Below are 24,266 nucleotides of genomic sequence, written 5' to 3' on the forward strand. Positions count from 1 at the left end.
CAACAGCGGGTTTACTGGGGGAGGGCGGGGCACTGTGGGTTTGCGGGGACGCCGTAAATACGTCCATGTAGGCTTGGTCGCCGCATCCATGCGGCTCACACCCCGCAAACCCACAGTGCCCCACCTTCGACAGTTGGCCGGTGGCCAGTAGATCCACGCCATGCGTGGATGAATCTCTTTCAGATATCGAATGAAATTCTGGGGTCAGATCCGTTTTCCTGCGGAAAACGGATCTGACCCCAAGAGTCGTTCCGACAGTTCGCGGGAAACTGTCGAAGGCGGGGTGTGTCCGGTGGCGGGGGCGTGAGCGCCATGGATGGCGCGACCGAGCCTACAGGGACGTATTTACGGCGTCCCCCGCCACCGGACACACCCCGCCATCCCACAGGAAACCCGCTTCGGCTGTTGCTGTCGCCGTTGCTGCGGCCTCTGCAGGTGCCGGGTGCAACCCGGCCGACACCCACCCGATGCTACGCTGTGGCCACCGACAACCACGGAGGCGGGATGGGGGCGATCGTGTTGTTGCCGCTCGGCGTGGACGACGCGGTGCTTGACCGCTGCCTGGCCGCGCTCGATGCCGGTACCGCAGCGGGTACATCGATCTGGCTGGGCGATGACGCGCAAGCCGGGCCACGTGCACAGGCGGTGGTCGAACACTGGCTGGCACATACGCCGCTGCAGGCCGAATACACCCGCCGCGCCAGACCCCTCGGCGAGGTCGCCCATCTGGACGAAATGCTGCGTGCCTGCGACGGCCTGGACGTCGCGGTGCTGGCCCCGGACAGCGTGCCTGCACCGGGATGGCTGCAGCAGTTGCAGGCCACCTTCGCTCGTGACGCCGCCATCGCCACCGCCACGCCGTGGTGCAATGTGGGCGAAACCGCTGCCTGGCCGCGGCTGGGTGAACTCAACCCCGAACCGAGCGACCCGGCGCTGTTGGCCCACGTCTGCGCGGCGCTGCCGACCCTGCATCCTGAACTCCCCTCGGCAGTCACTCATGCGGTGCTGGTGCGCGCCAATGCGCGGCGGCGCGCCGGTGGCCTGGATGCAGAAAGCTACCTGGGCTGGAACGCGGCGCTGGTCGATCTGAGCCTGCGCATGGCCGGCCTCGGCTGGCGCAACGTGTTGTGCGAAAACGCCTTCGTCAGCCGTGCCAGTGAAGCGCCCAGCCGCGACGGCGATCTGGAGGCATTGGCCGCGCGCTGGCCGGGCTGGGTACCGCGGCTGGCTGACTTCCTGATGCATGATCCGCTGCACGCGCTGCGCCAGGACCTGCAGCACAACCTGCAGCAGGCGATAATGCCGCGCGGGCAGGGCGACCTGTTCGTCCCGCCATCACCGCTGGAGCCGCCTGTTTGAATTCCGCCATTGCCGCCATCGTCGTCACCTACCAGAGCGGCAGCACCATCGATGCCTGCCTGTCGCGACTGTGCCAGGCGCAGGACGTGGCCGAGATCCGGGTGATCGACAACGGTTCGCTGGATGACACCCTGGAAGTCATACAGCGCCACGCCAGCCACGATCCGCGCGTGCGTTTCATTGCCAACCCGGACAATCCCGGTTTCGCCGCAGCCAACAACCAGGGCGCTGCTGATTCACGCAGCCCGTGGCTGGCCTTCATCAATCCCGACCTGATGGTCGAAATCGATACCCTCGCCGCACTGCGTGACCGCGCCGGTGCGGTGGGCGACAGTCTGCTGGGTGTGGAGCAGGTGGACGAGCACGGCCAGGCCGATGACGCGGTAAGGCGTCGTGATCCGGACTTCCTCGCCATGCTGCGCTCGCCCGGGCGCGGCGCGCGGTTGGCCATTGCCCGCGACCCGGTGCAGCCGTTGCAGCAGGTACCGGCGTTGTCCGGTGCGCTGCTGCTGATGCCGCGCGCCTTGTTTGATCGCATCGGCGGCTGGGATGCCGGTTACCGGCTGCATGCCGAAGACCTGGACCTGTGCCGCCGCGTGCGTGATGCCGGTGGCGTGGTCGCCATCGCCAACGACCTGAAGGTGACCCATGTGCGCGGGGTGTCCAGCCGTTCGCGGCCGTTCTTCGTGGAATGGCACAAGCATCGCGGGCTGTGGCGCTACTTCAGCAAGTTCGAAGGGCCGCAGCGGTCGTTGCCGGTGCGGGTGGCAGTGTGGGGCGCGATCTGGGCCCACGCGCTGGTGCAGGTACCGAGGCTGCTGCGCAGGTCGCTGTAACCCGCTGCGTCAGGATCATCCACGCATGGCGTGGATCTACTGCAGAGCCACGCCGTGCGATAGGGCTCCACCTCCCCGCGGACCCCGGTTCACCCCTACAGGCGCATAATTCCAGCCATGCCTATCATCCAGTCCCTGCTCGACACCGACCTGTACAAGTTCACCATGATGCAGGCGGTGCTGCACCAGCACCCCGGCGCGCAGGTTCAATACCGTTTCAAATGCCGCACACCTGGTATCGAGCTGGCCCGCTTCATCGACCAGATCGATGAGGAGATCGACCACCTGTGCAGCCTGCGCTTCAGCAATGAAGAGCTGGACTACATGCGCGGCCTGCGCTTCGTGAAGCCGGATTTCGCCGACTTCCTCGGCCTGTTCCACCTGGATCGCAAGTACATCCAGCTGCGTGCGTCGAAGACGGTGCCTGGTGAGATCGAGCTGGATATCACCGGTCCGTGGTTGCACACCATCCTGTTCGAAGTGCCGCTGCTGGCGATCATCAACGAAGTCTGGTTCCGCAACACCACCACGGCGGATTTCGCCGAAGGCGAACGCCGGCTGCAGGCCAAGGCCGCGCTGCTGCGCGATACCCCCGGCTTCGAACAGTGCCGCATCGCCGACTACGGCAGCCGCCGCCGCTATTCGCGCGACTGGCATGCGCGCCTGCTGCCGCTGCTGCGCGACGCGCTGGGCCCGCAGCTGGTCGGCACCAGCAACGTGCACTTCGCCCGCCTGTACGGCATGACCCCGCACGGCACCATGGCCCACGAATACCTGCAGGCATTCCAGGCGCTGGGTCCGCGCCTGCGCGATTCGCAGGTGGCGGCACTGGAATCGTGGGCGCGCGAGTACCGCGGCGACCTCGGCATCGCGCTGTCCGACGTGGTCGGGCTGGATGCGTTCCTGCGCGACTTCGACATGTATTTCTGCAAGCTGTTCGATGGCGTGCGCCATGATTCCGGCGACCCGTTCGACTGGGGCGACCGCATGCTGGCCCACTTCCAGCAGCGCCGCGTCGACGCGCGCAGCAAGGTGCTGGTGTTCAGCGATGGGCTCGACATCACCAAGGTGATGCGCCTGTACGACTACTTCCGCGGCCGCTGCCAGGTGGCGTTCGGCGTGGGTACCCATCTGACCAACGATCTGGGGCCGACCCCGCTCAACATCGTCATCAAGATGGTCCGCTGCAATGGCCAGCCGGTGGCCAAGCTCAGTGACTCACCGGGCAAGAGCATGTGCGATGACCCGGGTTACCTGTCCTACCTGCGGCAGGTGTTCGAACTGCCGGACCCGGTTCAGGGGTAGTCGACCACCACCAGATAGGCGCCTCGCAGCGGTTGGCGCTGGGAGGCTTCCAGGCGATAGCGCTCGGAGAACGACAGGTCGCCGGCACGCATCGTGCGTGCGGCCACGGCCAGCTGCTGGCCATGGCGGCCGCCTTCGCGCAGCGTTGCCGTTTCACCTTCGCCCAGCGCCGTCACCGCCACCTTGGCGCCCTTGGCCGACGGCGGGCACGCTTCCAGGCTCAGCTCCTGCTGGGACAGGCGCGTCGTGCAGCCGGGATCGACGATGCGACCGCTGAAGCGGACGCTTCCGCTGCTGGCCTGGGCCAGTGCGCTGACGGACATCAAGGCCACGCACAGCAGGATCGAGCTCTTCATGACACGTTCTCTGGTTCGGTGTGTCCTAGTTAGCGACAACCGCGAACAGTCATTGATAGGCAGTGTTTCGTTCTGCTAGGGCCATCACCCGAGAAGGGTGATGCGCGTCAAATAACGCCGTTTTTACCTGCAAACGCGGTCGACGATCGAGTGCCATTTGCGTCGCACGCTAAGCCTGCCTTGGCTTCCCGGGCATCCTCCATTTTTGAGCTATCACGTCAATTTATTGGCGTCAAGATGTTGTGTTCATAAAAAATTATGAGAACTGGGTCACATTTATGCATATACTTGCGTCACGGATTCAGGGAGAGGTACGTCCGAATCCGGCGACAGGTGAGACGCAAGGAAGGGTCCGATGCCCGGCAGTGCTCCTTGCTTCCTCCTCTACTTTCCATCTCTTCAGTAGGGTTAGGTACAAGCAATGCACAAGATCAAATTCATCGCGGTTCTGATGCTGGCTGCCGCTCCGCTGGCCGCCAATGCTGCCGACGGCACCATCACCTTCAACGGCAAGGTCACCGACAAGACCTGCACCATCTCGACCCCGGGTGGCAAGGACTTCTCTGTCAACCTGCCGACCGTGTCCAAGAGCACCCTGGCTGCCGCCGGTGCCGTCGCTGGTCGTACCCCGTTCGCGATCAACCTGACCAAGTGCAGCGCCGGCAACGTCGCTACCTACTTCGAGCCGGGTTCGACCGTTGACTTCAACAGCGGCCGCCTGAACAACCAGGCTGCGGCCAATGCTGCCGGCAACGTGCAGCTGCAGCTGCTGGGCTCGAACAACCAGTTCCTGCCGGTCAAGGCCTCGGGCGCCAACCAGGCCCAGGACAACTCGCAGTGGGTGACCGTTGCTGCCGATGGCACCGCCAACCTGAACTACTACGCTGAGTACTACGCGACCGCCGCCGCGACTGCCGGTGAAGTCACCAGCAACGTCAAGTACACGATCATCTACAACTGATCGTAGCCGTACCCGCATTGGCCGGCGTACGCGCCGGCCAGTGCTTCGCGGCCCCTGGCCACACATCTCGAGCGTAGTAATTCCGATGAAAGCAATCTTTCCCCGGGCGCTGCTGCTGGCAGCGTTCACGCTGCCCTTCTGCCAGAACGCTCTGGCCGGCGTGGTGGTCAATGGCACGCGAGTGATCTACCCGGCGCAATCGCGCGAAGTCACCGTGCAGGTCGACAACGTGGGCGACTCGCCCGCGCTGGTGCAGGCGTGGGTCGACAGTGGCGACGCCAACCAGACCGCTGATACCAGTGATGCACCGTTCGTGCTGACGCCGCCGATCAGCCGTGTCGAGCCCGGTCGCAGCCAGGCGCTGCGCCTGATCTTCTCTGGCGCGCAGCTGCCGACCGACCACGAATCGGTGTTCTGGCTCAACGTGCTGGATGTGCCGCCGTCGCCGGAAAGCGCCGACAGTGGCGAACAGAACTACCTGCAGGTCGCGTTTCGTTCGCGCCTCAAGCTTTTTTACCGGCCGCAGGGCCTGAAGGGCGTCGCCAACGACGCGCCTGCAGCACTGCGCTGGACCCGCAGCGGTGATCGCCTGCGGGTGGAAAACCCCAGTCCCTTCCACGTGACCCTGGCTGAAGTGCATGCCGTGACCGGCAGCGGCGAACGGCCGGTCGAAGAGCAGGGAAAGATGGTTGCACCGAAGCAGAGCCTCGATTTCGCGGCTCCGGCCGGCATCGAGCAGGTCCGCTTCATCACCATCAACGACTACGGCGGCCGGGTCGAACACACGATCCGCCTGTCCGCTACCGGGGGCTGAAAGCGCCGCGTGGGCCATTGGCCTGCGCATCCCGCAACTGCCGCCGTGCGGCGAATTGAAGGAATGTCAGTGTGATCGGAAACAGATTGACATTGTCGATCCATCAGGCGCTTTGCCTGTTGGCTGCTGGCGTCGCCTGCCCAGGATGGGCACTGGCTGCACCGGCCAATCTCGGCGAACAAGCGCTGATGGCGCAAAGCGGTGCGGCAACGGCGCGTGCGCCGGAACAGGCGCAGTTCAATTCCAGCTTCCTGTCTGGCCAGGCCAAGCAGGTCGACCTGGCAGCGTTCTCCAATGGCAACCCGATGGTTGCCGGCAACTACCGAGTCGACGTCTACGTCAACGGCGCATGGCAGGGCCGCCGCGATCTGCAGTTCAAGGCAGATGCGCAGGGCCGTGTCGATGCCTGCCTGGATGTCGCGACGCTGGAAGAGCTGGGCGTGGACAGCGAAGCGGTCCTGCTCCAGCAGGATCCGTCCGCAGCGCTGGACAAGAGCACCTGTGTGCCGGTGCAGCAGCGCATGGCCAACGCCTACGGTACCTATGACAGCGGCAACCTGCGCTACGACCTCAGCATCCCGCAGGCGTTCATGCGCCGCGAAGCACGAGGCTACGTCAATCCCGCACTGTGGGACCGCGGCATCAATGCCGGTTTCGTTGGCTACAGCTTCAACGCGATCGACAGTGACAGCCGCACCGACGGTGGCAACCGCAACCGCAGCGCCTACCTGGGCCTCAACGCAGGCTTGAACCTGGGCGGCTGGCAGTTCCGCCACGATTCCAACCTGACCTGGAACGAAGGCGACGGCCGTCATTGGCAGAGCATCGCCACCTATGCGCAGCGCGGTATTCCGCAGGTGCGCGGCATGCTCACCCTGGGTGAGGCCTACACCAGCGGCGAGCTGTTCGATTCGATCGGCTACCGCGGTGCCAGCCTGGCCAGCGACGATCGCATGCTGCCCGATTCGCTGCGCGGTTACGCGCCGATCGTGCGTGGCATCGCCGAGACCAATGCGCGCGTCGAAGTGCGCCAGAACCAGCAGCTGATCTATTCGGCCTCGGTGTCGCCGGGCAACTTCGTGATCGACGACCTGTACCCGACCGGTTACGGCGGCGACCTGGAAGTGAGCGTGGTCGAAGCCGATGGCCGTCGCCGCGAGTTCAAGGTTCCGTTCGGTTCGGTGCCGCAGATGCTGCGCGCCGGTGTATCCCGCTATGCGATTACTGCCGGCCAGGTCCGCAACAAGCAGCTGCGCGATGAGCCGTGGCTGATGCAGGGCACCTATCAGCGCGGCATCGGCAACCAGCTGACCCTGTACGGTGGCAGCGCGTTGAGCGATGGCTACCTCTCGCTGCTGTACGGTATCGGCGTGTCCACGCCGCTGGGTGCCTTCGCCGCTGATGTCACCCATGCCCGTACCTCGTTCGATCATTACGGCAACAGCACCGGCGCCAGCGTGCGCCTGAGCTACAGCAACATGATCGGCGAGACCGGCACCAACCTGACCCTGGCTGCTTACCGCTATTCCACTGAAGGCTTCTACAGCCTGCAGGATGCGCTGTATGCACGCGACGCCGATGATCGTGGCATCGATCCGAGCACCCGCGGCCGCCAGCGCAGCCAGTTCCAGCTGACCCTGAACCAGCCGCTCGGCCGTCGCTGGGGCGCGCTGTACGTGACCGGCTCGGTGCGTGACTTCTATGATCGCCCCGGTACTGCCAAGCAGTACCAGGTGGGCTACAACAACGCCTGGCGCTCGGTGAACTTCGGTTTCTCCGCACTGCGTACCGAAGAAGGTGCGCTGGGCCGTTCCGATACCCAGTACCTGTTGTCGATGAGCGTGCCGCTGGGCCGCGGAACCCGCCCGGTCTCGCTCAGTGCCGATGTCGGTGTGCGCGAACGCGGTGGCTACGACAGCAGTCGCGTAGGCATCACCGGCGCCGCAGGCGTGGACAACAACTTCAGCTACGGCGTGGCCCTGTCCGATACCCGCGACGGTGGCACCACCGCCGTCGGCAATGCCGAGTACCGCAGCCGCTACACCGCTTTGAACGCGACCTACGGCCATTCGCGTGACTTCCGCCAGGCATCGTTCGGTGCCAACGGCAGCCTGGTCATGCACCCGGGTGGCGTCACCTTCACCCCGCAGCGCGGTGAAACCATGGTGCTGGTCGAGGCACCGGGTGCACGTGATGCCATGGTCAGCAACGCGCCTGGCCTGCGCATCGATGGTCGCGGTTACGCCGTGGTGCCCTACGTGTCGCCGTATCGTCTCAACACCGTGACCCTGGACCCGCAGGGCATGGCTCACGATGTCGAGCTGGAAAGCAGCAGCCAGTCGATCGCTCCGTTCGCCGGTGCCATCAGCTACCTGCGCTTCGACACCCGCAAGGGCAACGCGTTGCTGATCCAGGTGCGCAACGCCGACGGTCGCACGCTGCCGTTCGGCGCGCAGGTCAAGGACGAAACTGGCCAGCCGGTGGGCATGGTCAGCCAGGGCGGCCGCCTGTACGTGCGCAGCGAGAAGAACCAGGGCAGCCTGCAGGTTGAATGGGGCTCCGGTGCTGACCAGCGCTGCACGGTTGATTACCAGGTACCGGCGGGCGCCGATGCGTCCAAGACCGGCTTCATCCCGCTGGAGGCAGCATGCCGATGATTCTCTTCCGTCGCCGCAAGGCGCTGGCCACCCTTGCCGTGCTTGGCGGCGTGCTGCTGGCCGGCCCGGCGCTGGCCACCTGCTATATCACCCAGCAGGGGTTCGTCGCGCAGGACGTGCAGATGGACATGGGTCAGATCGTCATCCTGCCCAATCTGCCAGTCGGTGGTGTGATCAAGGAACTGATCGTGCCGATCAACCAGCGCGACAACATTGGTTACTGTGATCGTTGGGGTGGCAGCGCCAACGGTCGCTTCGTGAACGCTGCGCAGCAGAGCGCTGTGCCAGGCTTCAGCAATGTCTATGCCACCGACGTAGCGGGTGTCGGTATTCGTGTCTATCGCGATTCGGGCTCCATCCAGACCTATTACCCCCACACCCTGCAATTGGGGGGCAACCGCAACTTGACCCTCAATGGCGGCCGCTTCCGGGTGGAATTGATCAAGACTGCTGCGCAGACCGGTTCGGGCACCATCGCGCCCAATGGTCGTTTCACCACCTACTATCTTGATGGCGACGGTCCCGGCCGTCCGGAACTGACCTCCACCTTCAAGGGTTCGGGCACCACCGTGGTCAGCCCGACCTGCGAAGTACAGGCCGGCAGCCGCAACATCCCGGTGGATTTCGGCAGCGTGCCCAACACCAGCTTCACCGGCGTCGGCTCCAAGGCCGTCAACCGTGATTTCGACATCCGCCTGAACTGCCAGGGCAGCAACCTTGCGCAGTTCCAGAGCAAGGTCGGCATCCGCCTGGATGCCGACCAGGATGGTTCGAACATGCCGGGCGTGCTCAAGCTGAGCGCCGCTGCCAACAGCGCTACGCGCATCGGCATCCAGATGGTGCAGCGCGATGGCAGCAGCGAGCGCGAAGTGCGTTTCGGCCAGACCATCAACGTCGGCACGACGACGGTCGGCAGCTCTACGTTGAGCCTGCCGCTGCGCGCCCGCTACGTGCAGACCCAGGCCGGTACCGTGGGTGCCGGTATTGCAAACGGGCAGGCAACCTTCACCATCCAGTACGAGTGAAGGCCACGCGGCATCGGGTAGTGCCGGCCGCTGGCCGGCAACTGCAGGATTCCCGAGGCATGTGAGGTTGCCGGCCAGCGGCCGGCAACAGCCACCGGCTTACTCCAACGCGTAGCGCAGCACGAACAGCACCGCCACCAGCCACACTGCCGGATGCACCTCGCGCCAGCGGCCGGTGCCCGCCTTCAGCGCGGCATAGGCAATGAAGCCGAAGGCCAGGCCGTTGGCGATGGAATAGGTGAACGGCATCGCCAGCGCGCACAGTGCCGCCGGCACCGACTCGGTCAGGTCGCTCCAGTCCACTTCCACCAGTTCACGCAGCATCAGCCCGGCCACGAACAGCAGCGCCGGCGCGGTGGCATAGCCGGGCACCATCGCCGCCAGTGGCGAGAACAGCAGTGCGGCCAGGAACAGCGCGGCCACCACCAGCGCGGTCAAACCGGTACGGCCACCCACCTGCACGCCAGAGGCGCTTTCGGCGAAGGCGGTGGTGCTGCTGGTGCCCAGCAGCGAGCCGGCGACAATCGCCGTGCTGTCGGCCAGCAGCGCGCGCCCGAATCGCTTCTGTGCGCCCGGCAGTTTCAGCAGGCCGGCACGGCCGACCACGCCGTACAGCGTACCGGTGGCATCGAACACTTCCACCAGCACGAACACCAGCACCACCTGCAGCAGTACCGCAATCGGCGCACCGCCGTTGTGGTGCAGCAGGCCGGGCAGGTCCAGCTGCAGGAAGGTCGGTGCCAGGCTCGGCGGCAACGACACCAATCCGTGGTACTGCAGATCGCCCAACGCCCAGCCGGCCGCGGTCACCGCCAGGATGCCGATCAGGATCGCGCCGCGCACACGCCGCGCTTCCAGGATCGCGATCAGCAGGAAGCCGCCCAGTGCCAGCAACGGCGGCGCGGTATTGAGCGGGCCCAGCGCGACCAGCGTGTCCTCGTTGCCGATGATCACGCCGGATTTCTGCAGCGCGATGATCGCCAGGAACAGGCCTATACCGGCCACGATCGCCGACCGCAATGAGGCCGGAATGCCCGACACCAGCCACGCGCGCACGCCGGTCAGCGACAGCACCAGGAACACCAGGCCGGAAATGAACACCGCCGCCAGCGCCTGCTGCCAGGGCAGGCCGGCAGCACCGACCACGGTGAAGGCGAAGAACGCATTCAAGCCCATGCCCGGCGCCATGCCCACCGGGAAGTTGGCCGCCAGTGCCATCACCACCGAGCCCAGCGCGGCGGCCAGGCAGGTGGCCACGAACACCGCACCTGCATCCATGCCGGTGGTGCCGAGAATCTCCGGATTGACGAAGACGATGTAGGACATCGTCAGGAACGTGGTGACACCGGCCAGCAGTTCGGTGCGCACGGTGGTGCCGTGCTGCTGCAGCTGGAACAGGCGTTCGAACAGGGACATGGGGGTTCTCACGACAATAAGGTGTCACGACCAACGGTCATGACCTACCCGGATGCAGAACGTGGGTGCCGACCGTTGGTCGGTACGCCTTACTTCACCACCAACGGTGGTGACCTACCTAAATGAGAAAGGCCGCGCGAGCGCGGCCTTTCCGGTTGCCTTACTTCAGCGCCTTGAAGCGCAGGCGCTTCGGCGCAGCGTCGTCGCCCATGCGGCGGCGCTTGTCTTCTTCGTACTCGCGGTAGTTGCCCTGGAAGAACTCCACGTGCGAATCGCCTTCGAACGCCAGGATGTGGGTCGCGATGCGATCCAGGAACCAGCGGTCATGCGAAATGACGAAGGTGTTGCCCGGGAACTCCAGCAGCGCATCTTCCAGCGCACGCAGGGTTTCGATGTCCAGATCGTTGGACGGTTCATCGAGCAGCAGCACGTTGCCACCCTGCAGCAGGGTCTTGGCCATGTGCAGGCGGCCACGCTCACCACCGGACAGCGAACCGACCATCTTCTGCTGGTCCTGGCCCTTGAAGTTGAAGCGGCCGATGTAGGCGCGCGACTGGATCTCGATGCCGTTGATGTTGAGGATGTCCAGGCCGCCCGCGATTTCCTGGAACACGCTGTGGTTGCCTTCCAGCGCGTCACGGCTCTGGTCGACATAGGACAGCTGCACGGTCGGGCCGACCACGATCTCGCCGGTGTCCGGCTTTTCCTTGCCGGTGATCATCTTGAACAGGGTCGACTTACCCGCACCGTTGGGGCCGATGATGCCGACGATGGCGCCCGAGCGCACCAGGAAGTTCAGGTTGTCGAACAGCAGGCGGTCGCCGAACTTCTTGGAAACGTTCTTGAATTCCATCACCGCCTGGCCCAGGCGCTCGCCCGGCGGGATGAAGATTTCATTGGTCTCGTTGCGCTTCTGGTAATCGACCGACTGCAGCTCTTCCAGGCGGGCCAGACGGGCCTTGCCCTTGGTGCGGCCGCCCTTGGCGTTCTGGCGCGACCACTCCAGTTCCTTCTGGATGGCCTTCTGGCGGGACTTCTCCTGGTTGTCTTCCTGCTTCAGGCGCTCGTCCTTCTGGGTCAGCCAGTCGGTGTAGTTGCCCTTCCACGGAATGCCGCGGCCACGGTCCAGTTCCAGGATCCACTCGGCGGCGTTGTCCAGGAAGTAGCGATCATGGGTGACCGCCACGACGGTGCCGGTGTAGCGCGCCAGGAACTGTTCCAGCCATTCCACCGACTCGGCGTCGAGGTGGTTGGTCGGTTCATCGAGCAGCAGCATGTCCGGCTTCTGCAGCAGCAGGCGGCACAGCGCCACACGGCGCTTTTCACCACCGGACAGCTTGCCGACGATGGCCTCCCACGGCGGCAGGCGCAGCGCGTCGGCGGCCACGTCCAGCTGGTTTTCCAGGGTGTGCGCGTCACCGGCGGCGAGGATCGCCTCCAGGCGTTCCTGTTCCTTGGCCAGCGCGTCGAAATCAGCGCCTTCCTCGGCATAGGCGGCGTACACGGCGTCCAGTGCGGACTGCGCCTGCAGCACTTCGCCCACGCCTTCCTCCACCGCTTCACGCACGGTCTTGGTCGGGTCCAGCTCCGGTTCCTGCGCCAGGTAGCCGACCTTGATGCCCGGCTGCGGACGGGCCTCGCCCTCGAAATCGGTGTCCACGCCGGCCATGATCTTCAGCACGGTGGACTTGCCGGCGCCGTTCAGGCCCAGCAGGCCGATCTTCGCGCCCGGGAAGAAGGACAGCGAGATGTCCTTGATGATCTGCCGCTTGGGCGGGACCACCTTGGACACGCGGTTCATGGTGTAGATGTATTGCGAGGACATGAGGTCTCCGTAGGCGCGACCCTGCGCCCGGTCCGTCACGGGGAACTTCCCGTTGCGGCAGCGGGCACAGATTGAATGGAATACCCCCAATTATAGCCGGAACCGGTTCCGGCCCGCGCTGGCCTGAGCGCCCGGGGCTGGCCGCGGCCTGAATACCCCGTCACAGTCCCGCAGCGGGAAGCGTTTCCAGCCGGAAACCGTTCAGATCGCATGCGCAAGATGGGATCACCACCCACCCAGCAGAGGTCTCCCATGCAACTCCATCGACTCATGGCCGGCGCCGTTGCCTCCGTACTGGCGCTGGGTGCCATCGCCCCGGCCTTTGCCGACAACGACCACCGTGGCCGCGACCACGACCGCCGTGAGTGGCGCGAGGATCGCCGGGAATGGCGTCACGATCGTCGCGACTGGGAACGCGACCGCCGCGAAGCGCGCCGCGATTACCGTCACGATCGCCGCTACGACCATGGCTACTACCGTCCGGCACCGCCGCCGCCGCGCGTGGTCTACAGCCCCGGCTACCGGCCCGGCCATGGCTATGGCTGGCAGCGCGGCCACCGCTACCGCGATTACTACCGTGGCCCGATCTACGTGGTGAACGACTACCCGCGCTACCAGCTGCGCCGCCCGCCGTACGGCCACCAGTGGATCCGCGATGACCGCGGCAACATGCTGCTGGTGGCCATCGCCAGCGGCATCATCGCCGACTACATCGTCAGCAACCGTTGATGCAGCGCCGGGGTCGGATCCCTTTCCGCAGGAAAGGGCTCTGACCCCACAACGCCATGCGGAACCATACGGGGCCGGATTCGTTCGTCGAATCCGGCCCCGGTCGTTTCGGCCCCAGCAGGCCGGGGCGGGGCTACAATCTAGGGCTGAGTCGTACCCCTTTCCCCGCCTGCTGGAGTACCCGATGTTCCCGCGTGACGTCCGCATCGAAACCTACGATCCCGAACTGGCCAAGGCCATCGCCGCTGAGACCCAGCGCCAGGAAGACCACGTCGAGCTGATCGCCAGCGAGAACTACACCAGCCCGGCGGTGATGGAAGCCCAGGGCAGCCAACTGACCAACAAGTACGCCGAAGGCTATCCGGGCAAGCGCTACTACGGTGGCTGCGAATACGTGGACATCGCCGAGCAGCTGGCGATCGACCGCCTCAAGCAGCTGTTCGACGCGGACTATGCCAACGTGCAGCCGCACAGCGGTTCGCAGGCCAACCAGGCCGTGTACTTCGCGCTGCTGCAGCCGGGCGACACCATCCTCGGCATGAGCCTGGCCCACGGCGGCCACCTCACCCACGGCGCCAAGGTGAACGCCTCGGGCAAGCTGTTCAACGCCGTGCAGTACGGCGTCAACGACCAGGGCCTGATCGATTACGACGAAGTCGAGCGCCTGGCCCTGGAGCACAAGCCGAAGATGGTCGTGGCTGGCTTCTCGGCCTACTCGCAGGTGATCGACTGGGCGCGCTTCCGCGCCATCGCCGACAAGGTCGGTGCCTACCTGTTCGTCGACATGGCGCACGTCGCCGGCCTGGTTGCCGCTGGTGTCTACCCGAGCCCGCTGGAACATGCCCACGTGGTCACCTCGACCACCCACAAGACCCTGCGCGGCCCACGCGGCGGCATCATCGTCGCCAAGGGCGCCGACGAGGACCTGGTCAAGAAGCTGCAGTCGATCGTGTTCCCGGGCATCCAGGGCGGTCCGCTGATGCACGTCATCGCCGGCAAGGCGGTGGCCTTCAAGGAAGCGCTGGAGCCGGGCTTCAAGGCCTACCAGCAGCAGGTGGTCAAGAACGCCCAGGCGATGGCCAACACGCTGATCGCGCGCGGCTACAAGATCGTCTCCGGCGGCACCCAGAACCATCTGATGCTGGTGGACATGATCGGCAAGGAAGTGTCCGGCAAGGACGCGGAAGCCGCGCTGGGCAAGGCCCACATCACCGTCAACAAGAACTCGGTGCCGAACGACCCGCGTTCGCCGTTCGTGACCTCGGGCCTGCGCCTGGGCACCCCGGCGGTGACCACCCGTGGTTACGTGGAACAGGACTGCGTGGACCTGGCCAACTGGATCGCCGACGTGCTCGACGCGCCGGCCGATGAAGCCGTGATCGCCCGCGTGCGCGATGCCGTCAGCGCGCAGTGCCGCAAGTACCCGGTTTACGGTTGATCGGGCACTGGGGTCGGATCCCTTCCTTGTGGGAAGGGCTCTGACCCCGGGCACCTGAGTACCGCGCATGGATGAGCGCCGCCTCAAGTATCTCTATGCAGCGCTGGCGGTGCCGTTGGGTGCACCCAGCGTGCTGTTCGGCGGGGCGATGGCGGTGATCGGCATGGCGGGAAGCGTGCTTTCACTCGCCGACGGCACTGTCGATCTGCCCAGCCAGGCGTTGATGCTGGTGTGGGGATTGGCCGGCCTCGCCGGTTGCCTTGCTTGGCTCGATCTCAGTTGTGGATACCTGTTTGGAGGACGCAGCGCACTGCGCACCCGCAGCCGGGTGCAGTGGGGCGCGCTGCTGCTTGGCATGCTCGCGGCGCTGCCGCTGTTGGGCATGGGGCTGTGGCTGGGAATCACACACGGCGTTGAGGGATTGGGTCTGCTGCTGACGGGGCCTTCGCTGCTGGTTCCGGCCGCCATGCTTTTGTGGCTGCGACCGCGCGCTTGAAGCGAGCGACCTTAGCGCTTGAAGCGAGCGACCTTAAAAGAGATTCGAACGCATGGATGAGCGTCTGCACAAACGCCTGTATATCGCCCAATGCCTGCTGCTGGGGCTGCCTGCGCTGGTGGCCGGTGGTGGCGTCGCCGGGTTCGGCATCTACACCTTCCTGGTCCGTCATGGACTGATGCGCGGCGACGAAGGTGCCGTGCTGTTCCTGTGGGCGAGTGCCGGCATTGCCGGGTTGCTGGCATGGCTGTGGCTCAGCATCCGTTACCTGCGGCGGGGGCGCGATGGCGTGCGGCAGTCACCAGCGCTGCCATGGATCGGGCTGGTGCTTGGCGCCATCGCGGCACTGGCCGTGGTCGGCGTCGTGCTTTTCAGCCTGTTTGCCGGCAGCCCCTGGCAGGTGCTGGGGTATCTGGTGCTGGGCGTGCCACTGCTGCTGCCAGCGGCGCATCTGGGTTGGCTGCGTCGCGTCCCCGGCGTTGCCGAACAAGGCTGATTGCAGCCGGCATTTGCTGGGAAAGCCCTTCTCAGGTACCGTTGCGACGCTGCCACGACCGTGGCAGCAGGTATTTTCCTGAGCCAGGCGTTCAATGCATTGCCCCTTCTGCCAGCATGCCGATACACGGGTCATCGACTCGCGCGTCTCCGAAGACGGCGCGACGATTCGTCGTCGGCGTGAGTGCGAGTCGTGCAACGAACGCTTCAGTACGTTGGAAACCGTTGAACTGAAGCTGCCGGCCATCGTCAAGAGCGATGGCACCCGCGAAGCCTTCGATGCCCGCAAGGTCCGTGCCGGCTTCGACCGTGCGCTGCAGAAGCGTGCGGTGCCGGAAGAGAAGATCGAAGCGGCGGTACGCGCGGTGGTGCATCAGCTGCGTATCAGCGGCGAACGCGAAGTGCCCTCGATCAAGGTCGGCGAGTTCGTGATGAATGAACTGCGCAAGCTCGACCATGTTGGTTATGTGCGTTTCGCCTCGGTCTACCGCAGCTTCGAGGACGTGGCCGATTTCCGCGAGGAGATCGAGAAGCTCGAACGCGACCTGCCGTCGAGCACCGAACAATTGCAGTTGCTGGGCGATGTGATCGCCCTGACCAAGAAGAAGAAGGGCTGACGCCCGTTGCTCTGGTAGATGCCAACCTTGGTTGGCGCTTTGCCGCCATCCACGCATGGCGTGGATCCGTACCAACGGCGCTACCATGGCGGCATGAGCACATCGTTCACCGTCCTTGACCACCTGCACATGGCCACCGCATTGCGGCTTGCCGAGCGTGGTGCGTATACCACCCGCCCCAATCCGATGGTCGGCTGTGTGATCGCCCATGGCGAGCGCGTGGTCGGGCAGGGCTGGCACCAGCGTGCCGGCGGCCCGCACGCCGAAGTGTTCGCATTGCGCGAGGCCGGCACCGACGCGCGTGGCGCCACCGCCTACGTCACCCTGGAACCGTGCGCGCATTACGGACGCACGCCGCCGTGCGCGTTGGCGCTGATAGACGCCGGCGTGTCGCGTGTTGTGGCCGCGATGCGCGACCCGTTCCCGAAAGTGGATGGCGGTGGTTTCGATCTGCTGCGCGAAGCTGGCATCGAGGTCGCCGAGGGCTTGATGGCCGAGCAGGCGCGCGAACTCAACAGGGGCTTCCTGTCGCGCGTGGAGCGCGGTCGTCCGTGGCTGCGGGTGAAGCTGGCGGCCAGCCTGGATGGCCGTACTGCGATGGCTGACGGCAGCTCGAAGTGGATCACCGGCCCCGCCGCGCGCGAGGATGTGCAGCACTGGCGCGCTCGCGCCGGCGCGATCCTCACCGGTGCCGACACCGTGATCGCCGACGACCCGATGCTGACCGTGCGCTTGGCCGACACCGAGGTGATGCCACCACTGCGCGTGGTGCTGGATTCGCGCCTGCGCTCGCTGGAATGCAGCCGTGTGCGCGAGGGTGGGGCGCACACGCTGTACCTGCACGATGCGATGATCAGCCCGCCCGACGCAGCCGACGCGGCATTCGCCAGCGTGGCCGTGCGTCACGGCCGCCTGGATCTGGGCGCGGTTCTGGCGCTGCTGGCCGAACGCGGCATCAACGAAGTGCATACCGAAGCCGGCGCGACGCTGGCCGGTGCGCTGCTGCGCGGTGGCTGGGTGGACGAGCTGCTGCTGTACCAGGCGCCGACCCTGCTCGGCGACAGCGGCCGCCCGCTGCTGGCTGGTCTTGGCATCGACGCGATGGACCAGCAGCGCCGCCTGCGCGTGGTCGATCAGCGCCAGGTGGGTGAGGATCTGCGTCTGCTGCTGCGCCCCTGAAAAAGGGACGGAGGGGATTAAGTCGTTTATGCCACAAACGACTTAATCCCCTCCGTCCCTTTTTCAATTCGGCAGGTGCTCGTTCCACTCGAAGAACGGCAGGAATGCATCCGCCAGTCCGCTCATCAGCGGCGTTGGGTTCTGTACGTGCCAGGCGCCACCGTCATGGTCGCGATGGAACGACACCGTGATGATCCTTTCCCGGTCCGGTGCCACGGCGATCATCTGCGTATATGCCGTCGCCAGTTCACTTGCCATCTGCGGCGGATGCGGCCCATTGAACGGCACGCGATGCTGTCGATACACGGGCAGCAGTGCCGACAGGTCAGGCAGGTGGCAGCGATAGTCGACGTCGGCGCTGTCGGTCTGCGCATGGCGCACGCTGTCGGTAGCGCAATGCACCGACTTCTGCCGCTTGCGCAGCGCCGCAGCAGCCTTTGGCCAATCAGCCAGTTCGGGCGCCTCGTCCAGATGACTTGCACCCGCCAGTGCCGCCGCGAGGGCAGCCCCGTTGTCGGTATCGAGATAGCGGGCCAGCGTTGCCTGTGCTGCTGCATCGCCGTGCACGATCACCTGTGCATACAGGTCGAATACCTGCACGGGCGCCAGCGCAGGTGCCGACGCCAGTGCAGTACCAGGGGCCAGCAGCAGCGCTGCCAGCCCCAGTCGTTTCAGCGCAGTGACCTCACGCGCACTCATCGGTCCACATCATCTCGGCCATCGGACGCAGTGCCTTGCACTCCTGCGTCATCTCCTCGGCCGACATCACCTGCGTCTTGGCCTTCAGCTCTTCGGCCATCGCATCAACACCGCTGATCTGGTCCGGCGCAATTTTCGCCACGCAGCTGCGGTGCTGTTGCAGCAGCAGGTCGCAGGCCGGCACGCCGGTCACCTTAGGTGCCTTGGCCGCTTCAACGTCCTGGATCCATTCTTCGAACGGCGCCAGCGCACCCAGCACCGGGCCCACCAGATCGTCGAAGTTGCTGCTGTACCAGTAGCCCTTGTCCTTGGCGGTGTACAGGGTGAGGGTGCCGGTCACTGCCTTGCGCGGGCCAGTCTGCAGGGCCTTGGTATAGGCTTCGGTAAAGCGGGTGCGGGTAGCCTGCTCATCACTGGTCAGGCTGGCAGTGAACAACGGATGCACGCTGGCCAGGTCGGCCAGCTGGCAGCTGAAATCGACCTTGGCGATCTTCTGGTCGTCCACGTACTCGTTGTCTTCCACCGTGCTGCGCGTAGCACGGCACTGCGAGGCCTTCAGCGCCTTGGCGTACATTGCTTCCGCCACTGCAGGATCGCCTTTCACGCCGGCCACGGCCAGCACCGTCTGCCACGGCTCGGCAAGGGCCTGCGCCATCATGCCCGGCACCGGCGTTACCGAGTCCTGGCCATCGAAGGCCGGCTTCAGCGCGTCGTTGAGCGTGCGCGTGGCAGCGGCATCGTCTTCCAGCAATGCGCGTGCGTACAGATCGAAGGTCTGTTCCGGCGTCAGCTGCGCAGGTGCGGCCGAGGCGAACAACGGGGCGCACAGCAGTGCGGTGGCCAGCAGGCCGCGGATCGGGGTCTTCATGACGGTGTTCCTGTTCCAGAGGGCGGCAAGCCTAGCGCAATTGCCATGGCATTCGATGGTGCGCGACAGCCAAGCGTGTTGCGCGCGGCGGCCAACAAAAAACGGGCCCCTTGCGGGACCCGTTCGATCACACGACGAGGATCGGGCAATCAGAAGCTGGCGCGCACGCCGGCCGAGTACTGGGTGACGTCGCGGTAGCCGGAGATCTCACCGACCAGGCCCCAGGTACGGGTGAAGTTGATCTGGCCGCCGAGGGTGCCGACCCAGGTGCCCTTGAACTCGTTGCCGCCGTCCATGTAACCGGCCTTGATCCAGGCTTCGGTCATGCGCGAAGGCTTGCCACGCAGGCCCATGGTGGCACGCACCAGGTTGGTGTGGTCCTTGATGGTGAAGCGGCCGTAGTCCACGTCCTTGACGGTCACTTCCGCCTGCTGGCGGACCCAGGCAATGTCAGCGGTGTAATCGACGCGATCACTGAAGGGCATGTGGTAGCCGACGCCCAACTCCGGCTGGTTCAACTTCAGCTTCATCGAGCCGTAGTCGTAGTCGTACGACTTGCTGCCGTAGTTCCAGCCGCCGAACACGTGCACCTGCTCGGCCAGCGCGATCGAACCGCGCACATAGCCACCATCGACCTTCGGGTCGTTGAATGCTTCGTCATCGGTCTTGACCTGGGTCCAGCCGCCTTCGACGTAGGTGTAGCTCAGGGCGTCGGCCGAGGCCGAGAACGGGGCGGCGGCCAGCAGGGCGGCCACGATCAGGATCTTGCGCATGGGAATTCCTGTGAATTTCAGTCCATTGGCGGTCCACCTGTGCGGCAGTCCGTGGCGACCTCATGTCGTCCGAGCGCCGATTTTAATGAAAGTTTTACGAAATGCGAGCGACGGCCGTCACAGGCCAGGGCACGCCCGGGCGGGGTCGGATCCGTTTCCCATCGGGAAACGGCTCTGACCCCATGGCATCCGACCCCGTTCAGCCCGGGCTGTTACACTTGGCGGGCCGGTTCGCCGGTACACAAACGTCTTCAGGGCGGGGTGCAATTCCCCACCGGCGGTAGGTGCGCAAGCACGAGCCCGCGAGCGCCCCGGCCTTACCGTCGGGGGTCAGCAGATCCGGTCCAATGCCGGAGCCGACGGTCATAGTCCGGATGAAAGAAGACGGTGCCACAGGGCCTATGCGGCCCTGCGCCCGCCTGTTTGCCTTGCGGCGTTTTTCGCTCACTTTTCGCGGAGAACGTTACTTGTTTACTGGAATCATCGAAGGCGTCGGCCGTCTGGCCGCTCGCGAATCCATCGGCGGCGATGTCCGCTTCACCTTCAATGTCGGGAATCTGCCGTTCGACAACGTGCAGATGGGCGAGAGCATCGCCATCAACGGCGTCTGCCTCACCGTCATCGCGTTTGACGCCGGCAGCTTCCAGGCCGATGCGTCCACCGAGACCCTGGGCCTGACCACGCTGGGCCAGCTGGCCGAAGGTGCTGTGATCAACCTCGAACGTGCCATGCGCCCGACCGACCGCCTCGGCGGCCATCTGGTCAGCGGCCACGTTGATGGCCTCGGCCAGGTGCTGTCCATCCACGAAGATGCCCGCGCGCAGCGCTGGCGTTTCGCCGCGCCGGCCGCGCTGCGCCGCTACATCGCCAAGAAGGGCTCCATCTGCGTGGACGGCGTCAGCCTCACCGTCAACGAAGTGGACGACGAAGGCTTTGAAGTCGCACTGATCCCGCACACCGTGGCCAATACCGCGTTCTCCGCCACCGGCGTGGGCAACGCGATCAATCTTGAAATCGATCTGGTCGCTCGTTATGTCGAGCGGCTGATCAGTGTGCCGACCAACGGTCTGCACCCACAGGGAGATGCCGTGCCGACCAACGGTCAGCACCCACAGGGAGATACCCCATGAACTTCGCCCCCATCCCCGACATCCTGGAAGACATCCGCCTCGGCCGCATGGTCGTCATCGTCGATGACGAAGACCGCGAGAACGAAGGCGACCTGATCATGGCGGCCGAGCTGGTCAAGGCCAGCGACATCAACTTCATGGTCACCCACGGCCGCGGCCTGGTGTGCCTGCCGCTGACCCGCACCCGCGCCGCCGACCTCGGCCTGGCGCCGATGGTGCAGGCCAATACCGCGCAGTTCCAGACCAACTTCACCGTCAGCATCGAGGCCGCCGAAGGTGTCACCACCGGCATCTCGGCGCATGACCGCGCGCACACCATCCGCACCGCGGTGAAGCCCAACGCCAAGCCGGCCGACCTGCACCAGCCGGGCCACATCTTCCCGCTGATCGCCCAGCCGGGTGGCGTGCTGACCCGCGCCGGCCACACCGAAGCTGGCGTCGACCTGGCGATGCTGGCCGGGCTGGAACCGGCCGGCGTGCTGGTGGAGATCCTCAACCCCGACGGCAGCATGGCGCGCCGCCCGGAACTGGAAGTGTTCGCCCGCGAGCACGGCCTGAAGATGGGCTCCATCGCCGATCTGATCGCCTATCGCCTGGCCACCGAAAAGACCGTCGAGCGCGTCGATGAGCGCGAGATCGAGACCGAATTCGGCCCGTTCAAGCTGGTCACCTACCGCGACCGCATCGCCCACGACCTGCATTTCGCCCTGGTCCGTGGCACCCCGGATGCCGATACCCCGACCCTGGTGCGCGTGCAGGTGGAAAACCCGCTGGCCGACCTGCTGCACTGGCGTCGCGACGACTTCGGCGTGGCCGCCACCGATGCCCTGCGTGCCATCGATGCCGAGGGCAGTGGCGTGATGGTCGTGTTGCAGGCCCCGCGCGACGGCGAAGGCCTGCTGGCCCGCCTGCGCCAGCAGCCGGCGCCGGTGGTGCCGGGCAAGGACAAGGACGTGAGCCAGTGGCGCCGCAACGGTGCCGGTGCGCAGATCCTGTCCGACCTGGGCCTGGGCAAGCTGCGCGTGCTGGGTACCCCGCGCCGCCAGATCGGCCTGGCCGGGTACGGCCTGGAAGTGGTGGAGACGGTCACCCCGTAACCCCCTTGGCGTGCCGACCAACGGTCGGCACCCACCGTCTGCCCTCTGGTGGGTGCCGACCGTTGGTCGGCACGCCTCCAGGCCCCCGCCAGCCACGGCCGGGGCCCATCCACGGTAGAATTACCCCTTAATCGAATCCCAAGCCGCATATGAGCCACTACGAAGGCGATCTTCGCACTCCCGAATCGGCGCGCTTCGCCATCCTGGCCAGCCGCTGGAATGCCCGCATCACCGACGTGCTGGTCGCTGGCGCCCGCCAGAGCCTGGCCGGCAACGGCATTGCCGAAGCCAGCATCGACGTGATCCGCGTGCCGGGTGCCTGGGAACTGCCGCTGGTTGCCGCGCGCCTGGCCGCCGCCCACGAACACGCCGCCATCCTCACCCTGGGCTGCGTGATCCGCGGCGACACCCGCCATTACGAACACGTGGCCGACCGTTGTGCCGAAGGCCTGATGCGCGTGCAGCTGGACTTCGGCGTGCCGGTGCTGAACGGCGTGCTGGCAGTGGAACGTGTGGAAGATGCCGAGGCCCGCGCAGGCGGCAGCCACGGCAACAAGGGCGAGGAAGTCGCACTCGCCGCATTGGAAATGGTCAACCTTCTGGAGCAGCTGCCATGAACAAGAACACCCAGGGCAAGCCCTCCGGTAAACCCGTCCGCCGCGATGGCATCGATCCGGTGCTGCGCTCGCGCGCGCGCCGTCGTGCCGTGCAGGCCATCTACGCCTGGCAGATCTCCGGCGGCAACGGCCAGTCGCTGATCGCCCAGTTCGCCCACGAGCAGGCCCGCGAAATCGCCGACCTGGCGTACTTCGAAGCGCTGGTGCATGGCGTGCTCGACAACCGTCGCGACATCGACGAAGCCTTCGGCCCGTACCTGGACCGCAGCATCGACGAAGTGGACGCGATCGAACGCGCCGTGCTGCGTCTGGCCGGTTACGAGCTGCGTTACCGCCTGGACGTGCCGTACCGCGTGGTCATCAACGAAGCCATCGAATCGGCCAAGCGCTTCGGTTCCGAACATGGCCACACCTACGTCAACGGCGTGCTGGATCGTGCCGCCGTGGAATGGCGCAAGGTCGAATCGGGTCACTGACCCGGTTTCTGTAGAGCCGAGCCATGCTCGGCTCACCGTGCAGCGCACGGTTGCGTCCGGCAGTGCGGCGCGTGATCGAACTGCAGCCGAGCATGGCTCGGCTCTACAAGAAAGCAGAACGCCCCATGTCCCTGGCCGAATTCACCCTCATCGACCGCATCCGCGCCCGCACCGTCGAGCGCGACGACATCGTGCTCGGCATCGGCGATGACGCTGCACTGCTGCAGCCGCGCCCGAACGAACAGCTGGTGGTCACTGCCGACACGCTCAACAGCGGCGTGCATTTCCCGGTAGAAACCCCGGCGTTCGACATCGGCTGGAAGACGCTGGCCGTCAACCTGTCCGACCTCGCCGCGATGGGCGCGCGCCCCGCGTGGTGCACGCTGGCGCTGTCATTGCCCGAGGCCAGCGAAGACTGGATCGAGGCGTTTGCCGATGGCTTCTTCGCACTGGCCGACCAGCACGACATCGCGCTGATTGGTGGTGACACCACGCGTGGCCCGCTGTCGCTGTCGGTCACCGCGATGGGTCAGGTCTCACGTGGCCAGGCGCTGCGTCGTGATCGCGCACAGATTGGCGATGACATCTGGGTCAGCGGCACCCTCGGCGACGCTGCCGGCGCGCTGCGGCTGTGGCAGCAGGGCGCATTGAACGTGACCGCCGCCACGCTGCTGGCCGACTACGAAACCCTGCGCCTGCGCCTGCTGCGTCCCACCCCGCGCGTCACCCTCGGCCTGCGCCTGCGTGCATTCGCGCATGCCGCCGTGGATATCTCCGATGGGTTGCTGGCCGACCTTGGCCACATTGCTGCCCGCAGCGGCGTGCGCGCCGAAGTCGATGCCGATGCGTTGCCGATGTCAGCGGCGCTGCGCGAACTACTGGGCCGCGATGCTGCCCGTGAGTGCGCTCTGCATGGTGGCGACGATTACGAACTGTGCTTCACCGCCGCCGCCGACCAGCGCGACGCGTTGCACTTCGTTGCCGAATCGCTGGATCTGCCGATCACCCGCATCGGCCGGATCATGGAAGGGCAGGGCGTGCATACCGAAGGCCACGACGGCCCGAGCGGGTACGAGCACTTCGCCGGCTGAGCACACC

Annotated in this window: 24 protein-coding genes and 1 riboswitch; of the genes, 18 read left to right on the forward strand and 6 right to left on the reverse strand. The window is 65.7% G+C overall.

The annotated features are described in order from the left end of the window. The first annotated feature begins 504 nt into the window (after window positions 1-504). The 3 genes from H3005_RS13520 to pncB all read left to right on the forward strand — a co-directional run bounded on the left by H3005_RS13520 (window position 505) and on the right by pncB (window position 3,500). Window positions 505-1,359, forward strand: a complete 855-nt coding sequence (locus H3005_RS13520) for a glycosyltransferase (RefSeq protein WP_100465672.1) — start codon at window positions 505-507, stop codon at window positions 1,357-1,359. Next, the gene (locus H3005_RS13525) at window positions 1,356-2,195 is read left to right on the forward strand and encodes a glycosyltransferase family 2 protein (protein ID WP_191078393.1); all 840 of its coding nucleotides are present in this window, start codon (window positions 1,356-1,358) and stop codon (window positions 2,193-2,195) included. The genes H3005_RS13520 and H3005_RS13525 overlap by 4 nt, the downstream gene beginning before the upstream one ends. 117 nt (window positions 2,196-2,312) lie before the next feature. After that, window positions 2,313-3,500, forward strand: coding sequence for a nicotinate phosphoribosyltransferase (pncB, locus tag H3005_RS13530; protein WP_100551531.1), 1,188 nt, complete (start codon window positions 2,313-2,315; stop codon window positions 3,498-3,500). On the opposite strand, the gene H3005_RS13535 is transcribed toward pncB, so the two are convergent. Beyond that, window positions 3,491-3,856: a type 1 fimbrial protein gene (locus H3005_RS13535; protein ID WP_089238703.1), complete on the reverse strand. Its 366-nt coding sequence runs from the start codon at window positions 3,854-3,856 to the stop codon at window positions 3,491-3,493. The two genes, pncB and H3005_RS13535, sit on opposite strands and share 10 nt — an antisense overlap. 421 nt (window positions 3,857-4,277) lie before the next feature. On the opposite strand from H3005_RS13535, the gene H3005_RS13540 reads away from it, so the two are divergent. The 4 genes from H3005_RS13540 (at window position 4,278) to H3005_RS13555 (ending at window position 9,313) form a co-directional block, all read left to right on the forward strand. Next, window positions 4,278-4,817: a fimbrial protein gene (locus tag H3005_RS13540; RefSeq protein ID WP_049469455.1), complete on the forward strand. Its 540-nt coding sequence runs from the start codon at window positions 4,278-4,280 to the stop codon at window positions 4,815-4,817. Between the two features lie 85 nt (window positions 4,818-4,902). Next, the gene (locus tag H3005_RS13545) at window positions 4,903-5,631 is read left to right on the forward strand and encodes a molecular chaperone (RefSeq protein ID WP_089238705.1); all 729 of its coding nucleotides are present in this window, start codon (window positions 4,903-4,905) and stop codon (window positions 5,629-5,631) included. Between the two features lie 92 nt (window positions 5,632-5,723). Further along, window positions 5,724-8,288: a fimbria/pilus outer membrane usher protein gene (locus H3005_RS13550; protein ID WP_100551532.1), complete on the forward strand. Its 2,565-nt coding sequence runs from the start codon at window positions 5,724-5,726 to the stop codon at window positions 8,286-8,288. Then, a complete protein-coding gene (locus tag H3005_RS13555) occupies window positions 8,279-9,313 on the forward strand; it encodes a fimbrial protein (RefSeq protein WP_191078394.1) in 1,035 nt (344 codons plus the stop codon). The genes H3005_RS13550 and H3005_RS13555 overlap by 10 nt, the downstream gene beginning before the upstream one ends. A 99-nt stretch (window positions 9,314-9,412) precedes the next feature. On the opposite strand, the gene H3005_RS13560 is transcribed toward H3005_RS13555, so the two are convergent. Together H3005_RS13560 and ettA are read right to left on the reverse strand one after the other, a co-directional pair. Continuing rightward, a complete protein-coding gene (locus tag H3005_RS13560) occupies window positions 9,413-10,729 on the reverse strand; it encodes an NCS2 family permease (RefSeq protein ID WP_025876668.1) in 1,317 nt (438 codons plus the stop codon). Between the two features lie 160 nt (window positions 10,730-10,889). Beyond that, the gene (gene ettA, locus H3005_RS13565; protein ID WP_191078395.1) at window positions 10,890-12,554 is read right to left on the reverse strand and encodes an energy-dependent translational throttle protein EttA; all 1,665 of its coding nucleotides are present in this window, start codon (window positions 12,552-12,554) and stop codon (window positions 10,890-10,892) included. Window positions 12,555-12,806: 252 nt separating this feature from the next. On the opposite strand from ettA, the gene H3005_RS13570 reads away from it, so the two are divergent. From H3005_RS13570 to ribD, 6 genes are all read left to right on the forward strand, one after another. Continuing rightward, the gene (locus H3005_RS13570) at window positions 12,807-13,283 is read left to right on the forward strand and encodes an RcnB family protein (RefSeq protein ID WP_100551535.1); all 477 of its coding nucleotides are present in this window, start codon (window positions 12,807-12,809) and stop codon (window positions 13,281-13,283) included. Window positions 13,284-13,467: 184 nt separating this feature from the next. Then, window positions 13,468-14,721: a serine hydroxymethyltransferase gene (gene glyA, locus H3005_RS13575; RefSeq protein ID WP_191078396.1), complete on the forward strand. Its 1,254-nt coding sequence runs from the start codon at window positions 13,468-13,470 to the stop codon at window positions 14,719-14,721. 67 nt (window positions 14,722-14,788) lie between these two features. Continuing rightward, window positions 14,789-15,217 (forward strand): hypothetical protein, encoded by a 429-nt coding sequence (locus H3005_RS13580; protein ID WP_100551537.1) that lies wholly within the window; start codon window positions 14,789-14,791, stop codon window positions 15,215-15,217. A gap of 52 nt (window positions 15,218-15,269) precedes the next feature. After that, window positions 15,270-15,713 (forward strand): hypothetical protein, encoded by a 444-nt coding sequence (locus H3005_RS13585; RefSeq protein ID WP_100551538.1) that lies wholly within the window; start codon window positions 15,270-15,272, stop codon window positions 15,711-15,713. A 94-nt stretch (window positions 15,714-15,807) separates the two neighbouring features. Further along, a complete protein-coding gene (nrdR, locus tag H3005_RS13590) occupies window positions 15,808-16,329 on the forward strand; it encodes a transcriptional regulator NrdR (RefSeq protein ID WP_100551539.1) in 522 nt (173 codons plus the stop codon). Window positions 16,330-16,422: 93 nt separating this feature from the next. Further along, window positions 16,423-17,508 (forward strand): bifunctional diaminohydroxyphosphoribosylaminopyrimidine deaminase/5-amino-6-(5-phosphoribosylamino)uracil reductase RibD, encoded by a 1,086-nt coding sequence (gene ribD / locus H3005_RS13595; RefSeq protein WP_191078397.1) that lies wholly within the window; start codon window positions 16,423-16,425, stop codon window positions 17,506-17,508. A gap of 63 nt (window positions 17,509-17,571) precedes the next feature. Here ribD and H3005_RS13600 read toward each other — a convergent pair whose 3' ends face one another. From H3005_RS13600 to H3005_RS13610, 3 genes are all read right to left on the reverse strand, one after another. Further along, window positions 17,572-18,207 (reverse strand): hypothetical protein, encoded by a 636-nt coding sequence (locus tag H3005_RS13600; RefSeq protein WP_191078398.1) that lies wholly within the window; start codon window positions 18,205-18,207, stop codon window positions 17,572-17,574. Further along, window positions 18,194-19,075, reverse strand: coding sequence for a hypothetical protein (locus H3005_RS13605; RefSeq protein ID WP_191078399.1), 882 nt, complete (start codon window positions 19,073-19,075; stop codon window positions 18,194-18,196). Before H3005_RS13605 ends, H3005_RS13600 begins: the two co-directional genes overlap by 14 nt. A gap of 149 nt (window positions 19,076-19,224) precedes the next feature. Next, on the reverse strand, window positions 19,225-19,848 hold the full coding sequence (locus tag H3005_RS13610; protein ID WP_108264804.1) for an outer membrane beta-barrel protein: 624 nt from the start codon (window positions 19,846-19,848) through the stop codon (window positions 19,225-19,227). A gap of 243 nt (window positions 19,849-20,091) precedes the next feature. Continuing rightward, a riboswitch (FMN riboswitch) is annotated at window positions 20,092-20,238 on the forward strand. Between the two features lie 77 nt (window positions 20,239-20,315). Here H3005_RS13610 and H3005_RS13615 point away from each other — a divergent pair. The 5 genes from H3005_RS13615 (at window position 20,316) to thiL (ending at window position 24,259) form a co-directional block, all read left to right on the forward strand. Then, window positions 20,316-20,978, forward strand: a complete 663-nt coding sequence (locus H3005_RS13615; RefSeq protein ID WP_191078400.1) for a riboflavin synthase — start codon at window positions 20,316-20,318, stop codon at window positions 20,976-20,978. Then, window positions 20,975-22,075 (forward strand): 3,4-dihydroxy-2-butanone-4-phosphate synthase, encoded by a 1,101-nt coding sequence (ribB, locus tag H3005_RS13620; RefSeq protein ID WP_100551545.1) that lies wholly within the window; start codon window positions 20,975-20,977, stop codon window positions 22,073-22,075. The genes H3005_RS13615 and ribB overlap by 4 nt, the downstream gene beginning before the upstream one ends. 149 nt (window positions 22,076-22,224) lie before the next feature. Next, a complete protein-coding gene (ribH, locus tag H3005_RS13625; protein WP_089238735.1) occupies window positions 22,225-22,692 on the forward strand; it encodes a 6,7-dimethyl-8-ribityllumazine synthase in 468 nt (155 codons plus the stop codon). Further along, window positions 22,689-23,168 carry a transcription antitermination factor NusB gene (gene nusB / locus H3005_RS13630; RefSeq protein WP_049469504.1) on the forward strand — a complete coding sequence of 160 codons (480 nt, stop codon included), beginning with the start codon at window positions 22,689-22,691 and terminating at the stop codon, window positions 23,166-23,168. The genes ribH and nusB overlap by 4 nt, the downstream gene beginning before the upstream one ends. A 125-nt stretch (window positions 23,169-23,293) precedes the next feature. Then, complete coding sequence (gene thiL / locus H3005_RS13635) at window positions 23,294-24,259, forward strand: thiamine-phosphate kinase (RefSeq protein WP_191078401.1); 966 nt, start codon at window positions 23,294-23,296, stop codon at window positions 24,257-24,259. The last annotated feature ends 7 nt before the right edge of the window (window positions 24,260-24,266 follow it).

Source organism: Stenotrophomonas sp. Br8, from assembly GCF_014763005.1.
GTDB lineage: Bacteria > Pseudomonadota > Gammaproteobacteria > Xanthomonadales > Xanthomonadaceae > Stenotrophomonas > Stenotrophomonas lactitubi.

Bases quoted from the DNA above. Each gene is read 5' to 3' on its own strand.
- H3005_RS13545 (WP_089238705.1), top strand. From the start codon at position 4,903: ATGAAAGCAATCTTTCCCCGGGCGCTGCTGCTGGCAGCGTTCACGCTG.
- H3005_RS13600 (WP_191078398.1), bottom strand. From the start codon at position 18,207: ATGAGTGCGCGTGAGGTCACTGCGCTGAAACGACTGGGGCTGGCAGCG.
- ribH (WP_089238735.1), top strand. From the start codon at position 22,225: ATGAGCCACTACGAAGGCGATCTTCGCACTCCCGAATCGGCGCGCTTC.
- H3005_RS13560 (WP_025876668.1), bottom strand. From the start codon at position 10,729: ATGTCCCTGTTCGAACGCCTGTTCCAGCTGCAGCAGCACGGCACCACC.
- glyA (WP_191078396.1), top strand. From the start codon at position 13,468: ATGTTCCCGCGTGACGTCCGCATCGAAACCTACGATCCCGAACTGGCC.
- ettA (WP_191078395.1), bottom strand. From the start codon at position 12,554: ATGTCCTCGCAATACATCTACACCATGAACCGCGTGTCCAAGGTGGTC.
- ribD (WP_191078397.1), top strand. From the start codon at position 16,423: ATGAGCACATCGTTCACCGTCCTTGACCACCTGCACATGGCCACCGCA.
- H3005_RS13555 (WP_191078394.1), top strand. From the start codon at position 8,279: ATGCCGATGATTCTCTTCCGTCGCCGCAAGGCGCTGGCCACCCTTGCC.
- pncB (WP_100551531.1), top strand. From the start codon at position 2,313: ATGCCTATCATCCAGTCCCTGCTCGACACCGACCTGTACAAGTTCACC.
- H3005_RS13570 (WP_100551535.1), top strand. From the start codon at position 12,807: ATGCAACTCCATCGACTCATGGCCGGCGCCGTTGCCTCCGTACTGGCG.
- nrdR (WP_100551539.1), top strand. From the start codon at position 15,808: ATGCATTGCCCCTTCTGCCAGCATGCCGATACACGGGTCATCGACTCG.
- H3005_RS13605 (WP_191078399.1), bottom strand. From the start codon at position 19,075: ATGAAGACCCCGATCCGCGGCCTGCTGGCCACCGCACTGCTGTGCGCC.
- H3005_RS13610 (WP_108264804.1), bottom strand. From the start codon at position 19,848: ATGCGCAAGATCCTGATCGTGGCCGCCCTGCTGGCCGCCGCCCCGTTC.
- H3005_RS13585 (WP_100551538.1), top strand. From the start codon at position 15,270: ATGGATGAGCGTCTGCACAAACGCCTGTATATCGCCCAATGCCTGCTG.
- H3005_RS13580 (WP_100551537.1), top strand. From the start codon at position 14,789: ATGGATGAGCGCCGCCTCAAGTATCTCTATGCAGCGCTGGCGGTGCCG.
- nusB (WP_049469504.1), top strand. From the start codon at position 22,689: ATGAACAAGAACACCCAGGGCAAGCCCTCCGGTAAACCCGTCCGCCGC.
- H3005_RS13540 (WP_049469455.1), top strand. From the start codon at position 4,278: ATGCACAAGATCAAATTCATCGCGGTTCTGATGCTGGCTGCCGCTCCG.
- H3005_RS13535 (WP_089238703.1), bottom strand. From the start codon at position 3,856: ATGAAGAGCTCGATCCTGCTGTGCGTGGCCTTGATGTCCGTCAGCGCA.
- ribB (WP_100551545.1), top strand. From the start codon at position 20,975: ATGAACTTCGCCCCCATCCCCGACATCCTGGAAGACATCCGCCTCGGC.
- thiL (WP_191078401.1), top strand. From the start codon at position 23,294: ATGTCCCTGGCCGAATTCACCCTCATCGACCGCATCCGCGCCCGCACC.
- H3005_RS13520 (WP_100465672.1), top strand. From the start codon at position 505: ATGGGGGCGATCGTGTTGTTGCCGCTCGGCGTGGACGACGCGGTGCTT.